At 50.8% G+C, this 10,388-nt stretch carries 8 protein-coding genes and 1 tRNA gene; 7 read left to right on the top strand and 2 right to left on the bottom strand.

Translation table 11 applies throughout. The annotated features are described in order from the left end of the window. Nucleotides 1-150 precede the first annotated feature (150 nt). The 7 genes from GAP13_RS05725 (at nucleotide 151) to malQ (ending at nucleotide 8,856) form a co-directional block, all read left to right on the top strand. Nucleotides 151-657, top strand: coding sequence for a methylated-DNA--[protein]-cysteine S-methyltransferase (locus GAP13_RS05725; RefSeq protein ID WP_222126156.1), 507 nt, complete (start codon nucleotides 151-153; stop codon nucleotides 655-657). A 146-nt stretch (nucleotides 658-803) separates the two neighbouring features. Beyond that, on the top strand, nucleotides 804-1,607 hold the full coding sequence (locus GAP13_RS05720; RefSeq protein ID WP_158907090.1) for a dioxygenase family protein: 804 nt from the start codon (nucleotides 804-806) through the stop codon (nucleotides 1,605-1,607). A 110-nt stretch (nucleotides 1,608-1,717) separates the two neighbouring features. Next, complete coding sequence (locus tag GAP13_RS05715) at nucleotides 1,718-2,845, top strand: hypothetical protein (RefSeq protein WP_158907088.1); 1,128 nt, start codon at nucleotides 1,718-1,720, stop codon at nucleotides 2,843-2,845. Between the two features lie 103 nt (nucleotides 2,846-2,948). Then, a complete protein-coding gene (locus GAP13_RS05710) occupies nucleotides 2,949-3,704 on the top strand; it encodes a fimbrial biogenesis chaperone (RefSeq protein WP_158907086.1) in 756 nt (251 codons plus the stop codon). A gap of 80 nt (nucleotides 3,705-3,784) precedes the next feature. Next, nucleotides 3,785-6,229: a fimbria/pilus outer membrane usher protein gene (locus GAP13_RS05705; protein ID WP_158907084.1), complete on the top strand. Its 2,445-nt coding sequence runs from the start codon at nucleotides 3,785-3,787 to the stop codon at nucleotides 6,227-6,229. 26 nt (nucleotides 6,230-6,255) lie between these two features. Continuing rightward, nucleotides 6,256-7,188: a spore coat protein U domain-containing protein gene (locus GAP13_RS05700; RefSeq protein ID WP_158907082.1), complete on the top strand. Its 933-nt coding sequence runs from the start codon at nucleotides 6,256-6,258 to the stop codon at nucleotides 7,186-7,188. A gap of 126 nt (nucleotides 7,189-7,314) precedes the next feature. Next, a complete protein-coding gene (malQ, locus tag GAP13_RS05695; protein WP_158907080.1) occupies nucleotides 7,315-8,856 on the top strand; it encodes a 4-alpha-glucanotransferase in 1,542 nt (513 codons plus the stop codon). Nucleotides 8,857-8,995: 139 nt separating this feature from the next. On the opposite strand, the gene GAP13_RS05690 is transcribed toward malQ, so the two are convergent. Both GAP13_RS05690 and GAP13_RS05685 read right to left on the bottom strand, forming a co-directional pair. After that, nucleotides 8,996-9,068: transfer RNA gene (locus GAP13_RS05690), tRNA-Lys, on the bottom strand. Nucleotides 9,069-9,194: 126 nt separating this feature from the next. Beyond that, nucleotides 9,195-10,361, bottom strand: coding sequence for a hypothetical protein (locus tag GAP13_RS05685; protein WP_158907078.1), 1,167 nt, complete (start codon nucleotides 10,359-10,361; stop codon nucleotides 9,195-9,197). Nucleotides 10,362-10,388: the final 27 nt, after the last annotated feature.

Here is a 10,388-nt window from a genome sequence, read left to right as displayed (position 1 = left end):
GACAATATGGGGCTGCGCGCGCAAATATCTCCATAAGAGGGGGCAAAAATGATTCCAATACAGTGGAAAGAAACCCAAGCATTTTCAACCTCTGTCCCCACGCGGTTCGGTAGCATCGTGGTGGTATGACAGGGAGAAGAAGCGCCAATCTTGAGCCGTATCTATCTGCCTCGCAATGATTGTGCGCTCGTTAGCCAAGCGCACACTGATTTCCCGATACTTGAGCAATGGAATGACAGACGTCTATTACCTGATCTCATTTCCCGCGCAACAGAAGCTATATGCGCAGCGGCTGAAAGCAAACCTGCACAATTCCCGTTCAAGCTTCTCAGACCCGGCCTGCAGTATTTGAACAGCTTCAGACAGACAATACTTTCACTGGAAGCTTCAATCCCATTCGGCCACGTCAGCACCTATCTCGAACTCGCCAAGGCAAGTGGCAAGCCTTCCGCCTTCCGCGCGGTCGCCAGCGCACTGTCGCACAATCCATTCCCGCTCCTCATTCCATGTCACCGCGTCATTGCCTCGAATGGCTCTCTCGCCGGATATCAGGGAGGACTCGAGATGAAACGTTTTCTTCTCGAACGCGAGGGGGTCCCTTTTTCATCTTCCGGAATGGTGAACCTTCATCTCGCCCGGCTTTGGCATTTTTCTTGATTCGGTTTATATACGCTCAGTTTATTGACTATTGCAGCCGCTTTGCGCAGATTTTTAAATTGTCAGCAAGTCCCGCCACGGACGATCCCGACTAAAACCAGGGCAATGCGTTGAAGTGGCAGCCCGCCTGCAGTATCCTCAACAATATGAATAAAGCTCTGTCCCCCATCGTCATGCCCGCCCTCTTTGTAGGACATGGCCTTGCAATCAACGCTGCGCTCAACAACGACTTTACCGAATCGCTCCGATCGCTCCGAACCCGCCTGCCCTCCCCTGATGCTATCGCGGTCATTTCCGCCCACTGGAGCACCCCCGAAGTCCGAGTCACCAGTTCTCCCTTCCCGAAGCAGATATTCGACAGTATCGAATTCCAGGAAGAATTATATGCGATCAGCTATGCTCCCCCAGGCAAGCCTGATCTGGCCGATACAATCTGCAGCCTCTTGCTAACTGCAGGCATCAATGCAAAAAGCGACTCCACGCGCGGAATCGATTATGGAGCATGGGGAATTCTTGTTCACCTTTTCCCCGAAGCACAAATCCCTGTGGTGGAAATAAGCCTTTCATACCATATCGATACAAAAAAAATTGTCAATGTAGGGAAAGCCCTGGCACAACTCAGAAACGAAAGGATTTTGCTTATTGGAAGCGGTGCACTTGTTCAGAATCTGTACAAAATTAGCAAGAATATCAAAGCAAAACCCTACCCTTGGGCTCTGGAGGCAGACAGAAAAATCGCCGCCATCATTCAAGCCGGCGATGCTTCTGCCCTTAGCGAATTCGCTCTTCGGAACCTTGAACGCTCCCCTGCGATGCCCACGCCGGAACACATCCTGCCAGCTATCGCAATCCTTGCTATGAAAGAAAAGGATGACCGCATCAGCTTTTTCCATGAATCTTTTCAAAATGCGAGCATTTCGATGCGTTCATTCATTATCGAGCACGGCTGAGCATGCTCAAAGTCTCCCGGCCCCGCAATGTATGCATAGTGTCATGAACCCTGCATATGAATTTGAAGTGAAAGCCTCTTTCCTTGCGTCTATAAGGAGAGGAGGCTTTCATGCATCATTTTCATTTCTGCCCAAACCCGGCCTGTGCGTATCATCAGCACGCACCTAAAGAACGCTGGTTCGTCGCCGCAGGGTTCTATGTGACCAAAACCTTCGGCAAAGTCCAGCGCTTTCGCTGCAGCTTCTGCGGCAAGTACTTCTCTACCCAGACCTTCAGCCTTGATTACTTCGCCAAGCGCAAACTCGCCTATCCCCAGATCGAAACCCTGCTCAGCTCTTCCATGAGCATTCGCGCACTCTCACGATTCTTCTCTGCTTCGTGCGGCACCATCCAGAACCGTATCGACCGACTCGCCCGGCAAGCCATCGCACTCCAGAGCCTGCTCCGTCCCCATGCCAATCCCCATGAATCCGTCTGCATCGATGGCTTCGTCTCCTTCGATGTCTCTCAGTACTTCCCCAACAACATCACCCTCGCCGTCACCGCCGATTCTCAATTCTTCCTTGCCGCTACCCATGCCACCCTGCGCCGTTCCGGCAACACCACCGAGGCTCAAAAGCATAGAATGTCCCTGCTCTATCGTGCGTGTACCTTTGAGCCTCGGAGCATCGAACGCTCATTCCGGGAGCTGCTCGATCGCCTTGCCCAGGAACGCATGCCCCAGCTATGGCAGCCTCTCATCCTCATCACCGACGAAAAAAAGGAATATCGCAGAGCGCTGTATAGCCATCCGCTCTTTCGCTTGCAGAATGCAGACCATCGACTGGTGCATCTGACCGTGCACTCCACCGAACCACGCACCTGGTACAATCCCCTCTTCGGCGCCAACTACATGGATCGCGAGCTCAGAAAGGATCAGGCAGCCCATAGGCGTGAAACCGCCTGCTTTTCCCGCAATGTCGCCAATATGCTCAATCGCTTCTGCGTCTACATGGCCTGGCACAACTACGCAAAGCCCTTCCGGATCAAAGCGAACCGAAAGGCGCGTATGACCCATGCAGAAGCGGCGGGCATACCTCGCAAGCTTGTGGCCACGGGGCGCGCATGGATGTTCCGTGAACGGGCATTCTTAAGTAGGCTCTCCCTCGATCTACTGGATCAGAAGCTCTGGAAGCGCGCATTCTCGACCCCTCTCAAAACGTCTGCGGAGTATCTGCCTCGCTATGCGCTTGCGTGAGTTTTCTCCTGCCGACCTTCTGCAAGGTTCGTAACACTATGCAAGCATTGCACTGAAACGATTTCAAGGCTAAAATACAGCATATATAGAGAAGGAGGAACACATGCATCGCTTTGGCTTGCATTGCTTTACTTTGAAATATAGAAAAACATTCCTGGCCACATTTTTGTTCTTGCTTGGAATGAGCGCATTTGCGTTCACCTTCATGCCAATGTCGATTTCAATTTCCCCCAGCGGCGCCCAGAGTATCGCGAGCTTCCGCCTTACCAACGATGGAGGCCAGCAGATCGCTATCGTCATAAAAGCGATGACGCGCGATATCGACGAAAATGGCAATGAAATCAACGAACCGGCTGATAAAGATTTCACAATTTTCCCTACGCGCGTCGTGGTGCAGCCGAATTCCTTTCAAAATATCAAAGTGCAGTACAAAGGCACACCAAAGCTTGCAAAGGAAGCTGCCTATCGTATCATCGCAGAACAGGTTCCCATCGATTTTACCCAGCAGCAGACTTCAGGCGTAAAAGTGCTGTTCCGCTATATCGCAGCGCTGTATGTTACGCCGACGAATGTTGCGCATAAGCTCTCTGTATCCAAAGTCGAATACGCTGAGCAGGAGGGCAAGAAAGGCTTCCTCGTCACTATCACGAACAGCGGCACTCGCCATGCGCTTATCAATGATCCGGTGCTCAAGATTGCCGGCGGGACCGGGATTTCGATTACACTCAAGGACGATGCCGTCAAAGCAATTCAGGGTCAAAATCTGCTTGCGGGAAATGTGCGACGCTTCTTCGTTCCCTCCGACGACGCAAAGCCGAACACTACGTATACGGGAACGTTGTCCGCAACTATTGAATAACGCTCAACATGATGCGCCGCGGGCGTTTTTATAATAAAATGTAAATTCGGAGTAATTGAAAAGTGTTTTTTCGCAAATTAATGTCCGTAATTCTCCTTTTCTTCGTAATGGGTATTTCCATCTCTTTTGCCCAGACTCCGCCAAGCCAGCCTGCTATTTCAAATGCGCCAATAACACATGATACAATCGTCCCAGATCTCGAAATCACAATTGCGCTCTCCATAAACGGAAAACCGGCAGGCGAAGTGAATGCCGGCATATGGCAAAACCAAGCTGTTCTCTATAAAAAACTCGCTGCACAACTTCTGATTGAACATTTGCGGCCGGATATCTATTCTGTCATCTTTGATTCTGTTTTCAGAGACCTTACATGGCTCACCGCTGACGATTTTGCGCTGGTTGGCATTTCGTTCGAGTTTGATTCAGCCCAGCTGACAATCAGCATTACAATTCCACCAGAGTATGCTCCTGTAGTAGATATCGATTTTGTGCCCGAACAGGTGCCGAATTACAAGCCTATATTGAGAGCTGCGCCTTTTTCGGGTTTCATCCAGAATGAATCAGCGCTGCAAATTTCGAATGTAACAAGCAATACTTTGAACTATTCAACCCAACTTCTCGCCATGATCGACCTAATGGGCACGCATCTTGTGGGATCAGGGAATATTTCCGTCTCGAACGCAGCGCTCTCTTACAGTGTCGATAATGCATATGCGCTTTGGAGCGATTTTGCGAGAAAATTGCAGATTTCACTTGGCAAGATAAGTATTCCGGTAGTTGGAGCCCAAACGCAATCCACGCTCTATGGGATTTCCATCGGTACTTCCGATTTTGAAAAATATATTGTGCGCCAAGGCTTTATCGATGATATGACCGAATTTACGATACACAAGCTTGCCAGAGTAAGTGTTGAAGTCAATGGCAAACCGATCCGTACAATGCTGCTGGCGCCAGGCAATTACCGTATTCTCGATCTGCCGTTCACCTCGGGCCTCAATGAATTTGTGCTCCGTATAGAAGAAAGCGACGGCAATGTGCAGGTTTTAAGGCGCATCATTCCCAGGGAGAGCAATATTCTTCAGGTCGGAACTTCGAAATTTGCTCTATCTGCAGGCACTGGCATCCAGGATTGGAAAGAGCTTTTTGCAAGCGGTTATTGGTTGTTCGGTATATCTCCCGCTTTTTCGGGAGGCTTCAATATTCAAGCGGATATCAGATCGGCAATGGGAGGATTGACCTGGGTTTCAGCATTGCCGATAGGCACTATCAATGGGTCAGCATCTCTTGTGGGCCGATGGGATGGATGGGGCGAAATGTTTGCCCCTGCAGCAAGTGCAAATTATGTATTTTCCATGCCGGGAAACAGTTCAATTCCTTCTTTAGGGCTGTCCTTCAGCTACCGCGGCAAAGGCTTTATGCCGCCTGCCACATCTGCGCCCGATAGTGCGCCTCCTAGCAGTTTATTGTCCTTTTCTGCAAGCCTGTATTCCGCAATTTTTTCCCGGACAAATGCCAGCATTGGTTATTCGCTGAACCGAATTTTGAGCTCGCCCACTGCGATGACTCACGAAATATACGCTTCAATAAGCCAAAGCTTCATAAAAGGCGGAAATTTGAGCCTTTCAGGGCGGCTTTCTTTCCCCTCATCAGGCTCGCCAACATTCTCGGCGATATTGACCTTCAGCATAATGCCGCGTGAAAGCTATGCGCGCTCGCTCAATTTCATGCAAACCACTGATGGCACTACCAGCCTTGGTATTCTGGATAAATTTTCCGCTTTTGGACAAGTTTTCGACTTTAATATCAACACAAGCAGCTTTCTACCTGGCTCAGGGGAAAGCAGCGTCTTCAATATTGGGGTACGAAACACATCGGAATTTTATGATGTGAGTGCAGCAGGGTCTTTCGCACATGACAGCAGTCTTAACACCGACACCCTGACTGGCAATCTGCAATTCAGGACGACGCTGGCCTTTGTCGGTTCCCATGTGGCCTTCACTCGTCAGATTCCTGATTCTTTCATTCTCATTGCTACATCTCCCTCGCTTAAAAAAGAATCTGCTTTATATAGGCTTTCTTCAGGTGCACAGTATTTTGCAGCAAAAGGCCAAAATATTATTCTGCCGCTGACAAGCTATACAACGACAGTGCTTTCTGTTGATCTGGTCGAATCCCCAATCAACCTAAATCCGCGTTATCCATTCGTGCTTGTTTCGCCTGCATTCAGAAGCGGCATCCTTTTCCAGAGCGATGTGGTCAAGCGTTACATGTTGTATGGCCGCCTTGTCGATACCACAGGGAAGCCTGTCGAATATCTGCCCGGCGATATCTATGATCTCGGCGGCTCGATGGTGACTTCGACATTTTCGGATGAAATGGGGCATTTCGAGATTTATGATATTTTGCCTGGCACCTACACCATCGAATGGCCTGAAGGCTATGGAACAACCCAATTCGAGCTGTCTGAGAGCGGTGAGGACACTATCGATCTTGGCGATGTTGTAGTACACAGCAGAGGCAAATAGCATTAGAATATAAATGAGGTAAATTCATGAGCAGAAAACTTTTATTGCTCGCAGTGATATACGTTGGAATAGTGATGGCGGCAGGCAGCCAGACCCTCTCGCTCAATCCTATTACAGCGCCAGCCACTGTCACCTATGATCCGGACAGTTCCAGCGATACAACGGGTCCGCAGTTTTCCATTACTGTCAGATTGAGCAAAAAACCTAGATACACATTCTATTTTTTTGTAACAATTAATGGCTCGCCCACAGTCAATTCGCGAGATCTTGTGCTTACCGACAATTCCGCTCTTTCCATTCTCAGCAAATTCTATAAAGACAGCGCCTTTACGCAAGAAATTCTCGGAGGCAATGGCTCAGGAATGACGAGCACTCAAGTTCTGTATGGGCAATTCAATAAGAATACTTCTGTCCTTACGCAGACGTTTACCGTGTACCCATGGATTGGAAAGAATCAGCAAGTGCCATATGGAACATATGCCGGCACGTTTACCGCGCGGCTGTATCAAGGAACCGTAGGAGTAGCGGGCACATTGAGAGACAGCGAAAACTTTACCTACACTGCAATTGTCAATCAAAAAGTCGATGTCAGAATCGGCCCTGCCACTGGTAGTTATGATACCGGATCCGCGATTTACAACATCAATCTCGGCGAGGTCTCCAGCGGAGCAAGTGGTACATTCGCAATCTTTTTGAAGGCCAATACTGCCTACACATTGAAAATGAGTGCGGCATCGGGCGGCTATCTTACTTCCACGACGACAAGCGACAAAATTCAGTACATGCTGACAATCGATGGAGCCAGCAAGACCCTCGGCCCGGATATCATCATCGACCAGGAGACTGCAAAACAGCTGTATAGCAAAGTCCTTTTGGGCGCCATATCCGTTGCCGCCGGGCAGGATGTCGAAGCAGGCCAGTACTCGGACACCATCAGTTTCACGATAAGCGCTAATTAGGGCGCGCCGGCTCGGGCTCGGTGCATAGCCGGGGCAGCCAGGCGGTTTGAGTATATCCGCGGCTTTCCTGCGCCTTGCTCTTGACAGAAAGGCGCTTTGCTATGCATCATGTAAATCGGTTTACCTATGCAAATACCCAGAAGTTGTGGAATATTGCTGCACCCACTTTCGCTTGGCGGTCCATGGCCCTGCGGAACGATGGGAGAAGAAGCACGCGCCTTTGTCGATTTCTGCGCACATGCGGGAATTGGCTGGTGGCAGGTTTTGCCGCTCGGGCCAACGGCGTATGGTGACTCGCCCTACCAGAGCCCATCAGCCTTTGCGGGGAATCCGTATCTGATCGACCCGAAAGCACTTATGGATGAGGGCCTTCTCGCTCCAGAGGAAGTGGAAGGCTACCTGACAGGATTCAATGGTGCAGAAAGTAGTAGCCGGGCGAGTGGCGTTTCAACAGGCTCTTCTACGAACTACATCGATTATGCCCTGCTGTTTCGGGAGAATGCTCGCTTGATTGAGGCAGCCTGGCGGCGGTTCGGCAGTAGGGAAGGCGGCGCGCGTCTTGCAAAATTTCAGCAATTTGGCAACGCGCAGGCTTCCTGGCTTGATGATTATGCGCTTTTTGCTGCAATCAAAGAGCACGAAGGCCACCGACCATGGAATGAGTGGCCTGAAGCATTCCGCTGCAGAGAGCCTGATGCAATCGCGCGCTTCGTGAGCGAGCAAGCCGAGCGCATCGGGCGAATAAAGTTCACACAGTATATATTCTGGACCCAATGGCAGAAGCTCAGACAATATGCGCATGAGCGGTGCGTTCGAATAATTGGCGATATCCCGATTTTTGCGGCATACGATTCAGCCGATGTGTGGGCGCATCCTGAGCTCTTCCAGCTCGACGCGGAAGGCATGCCGACGCATGTGGCGGGAGTGCCGCCTGATTATTTCACGGCAACTGGCCAGCTCTGGGGTAATCCTTTGTATGACTGGACCGCGCATGCGAAGACAGGCTATGCCTGGTGGAAGGCGCGCGTGCAGCATACGCTGTCTCTTGTCGATGTGCTCAGAATCGATCATTTCCGGGGTTTTGAGGCATATTGGGCAGTGCCTGCAGGAGAACCCACTGCTGAACATGGGCGCTGGGAAAAGGGGCCAGGCCATGCACTATTCAATGCGTTAAAAGAAGCGCTTGGCGAGCTGCCAATTATCGCAGAAGACCTCGGTTTCATCACCACTGAAGTCATTGAACTGCGGGACAGCCTTGGTTTTCCGGGCATGAGGATACTGCAATTCGCGTTTGAATCGCAAACCGACAACAATGATTATCCGCACAATTATCCGCAACATTGCATAGCCTACACAGGCACCCATGATAACGATACAGCGATGGGATGGATCGAGCATGCTGCCCCTCAGGCAAGGAAACGCGCGCTCGCATACCTGCATGGGGGGCGCCGTACCTTCTCGTGGGACCTTATCCGCGCTGCATGGTCTAGCCCCGCCATGCTGGCAGTAGCCCCCATGCAGGATTTTCTCGGCCTTGGCTCCGAAGCTCGCATGAACTATCCCGGGACCACTGGCGGCTGGTGGCGCTGGCGCCTGCCTGAAGGCGCGCTTTCGCCTGCGCTCGCGCGAAAAATCAAACGGCTGTCAAAGATATATTTCAGAATTTAAATCGGGGTCTGACCCCGTTTTTTAACTTTTTTTGCTTTGCGGACTGACCCTTTCTCATAGAAAATTCTCATATCCCCAAAAAACAAATAAGCCGCCCTTGCGAAGGCGGCTAATTGCTTATAATAAAAGATATTAGAAATGAGCCGCCCCAGGATCGAACTGGGGACCCACGCCTTAAAAGGGCGTTGCTCTGCCAACTGAGCTAGCGGCCCACGCGCAATTGCCGGGCAAGTGCGCTTCCCCACAAGCCGGCTGCGGCTAAAGCTGTACAACCTGCACCCACCCGCCGCGGGTTGTTACACTAGCGAAATCAGCGCCAAATGTCAATATTCCTTCCATCAGAATCGAATTGCGCCTTGCAACGCTATACCGGTCCTACCGATGCGACCTCCCGCAGCGCTGATAGGCTCGCTGAACAGTGCTGCGTCGACTTCAAGAATAATGAGATCAAGCCCTGCCCCGAACGAAAACAAGCCCTGATTGAAGCCCGCACGCAACGAGATGAATTTAAGGAACTTCAGATCCACCCCTATATGGAGCCTTGAAAACATCGCGTCGATATCTCTGGTAACCAAGGGAAAGAGCGCAAGCGGATCATCAGCTTCGACATAAAACGAAGGGGAGAACAGAAAATCCTGGTAAAGTTTTAATGCGAGCCCTGCCGTGTACACAGGTTTAAACACATAGGTATCTATTCCTCCTGAAGGAACCATGAAGGAGTTTGCGATATCTTCGATAGTTGATTCATTCATTGCAAATTTGTCACCATAGTCCCGCATCATGAGCCCTATCGAAAATGGCCCGATAGAAAACGTCGCGCCCGCATCGATGGCAATACCAAATCCTCCCTGCACATTATAGACCTTTATAATAGAATATAGGTCTTGCCTGTTCAGAGCAGCTTCTGCCAGCGAATCAAACGGCCAGCCGCCGGGAAGTGTCTCAATTCTGTAAAATCCGCGGGCACTCGCACCAATCCTGATCCCAAATGGACCAAGATTGACAGGCCAAGCCATTCCCAACACAGCATTTGTCTGGCTTGTTATTGCGAGCTTGGAGCCAGCAAGCGCATCGCCTGTCACCAACGCATCCACGATAGATGTCAGACCAAGACCAAGACCATTCCCTGTCCAACCAAAACCAAGGCTCTCGCCCATGCCAAAGTCATTTTCATTGATGAGTCCATCGAGAGTAGCAACGGACTCATCGTGTGTCGCCTGCTGGCCCAAAACACGAATTATATTTTTAATATTGAGCGGTGTGGGCTGTACATAGGCCCAGGTTGCGCTGTCCGCAACCGTGAGCGAACCCCTGGCTGCGAGCCCCGCAGGATTGCCCCATAGCGAGCTGTATCCTTCCGCGAAAACCTTGAAAGAACCGCCCATACCCATGGACCGTGCATCCTTGGGCAAAAGTCCTGGCACAACCGTCTGGGCGGCAAGGCTGAAAGAGGACAGCATTGCCAAAGCCATTATCGCTACTGCCCGGTTCACTCGATATTCCACACAAGTCCTCCAAACCACATGACTTTA

This window comes from Rectinema subterraneum (genome assembly GCA_009768935.1).
Taxonomy (GTDB): Bacteria; Spirochaetota; Spirochaetia; order Treponematales; family Rectinemataceae; genus Rectinema; species Rectinema subterraneum.
The sequence above is the reverse complement of the archived record's forward strand: the minus strand, read 5'-3'. Positions and strand labels throughout refer to the sequence as shown.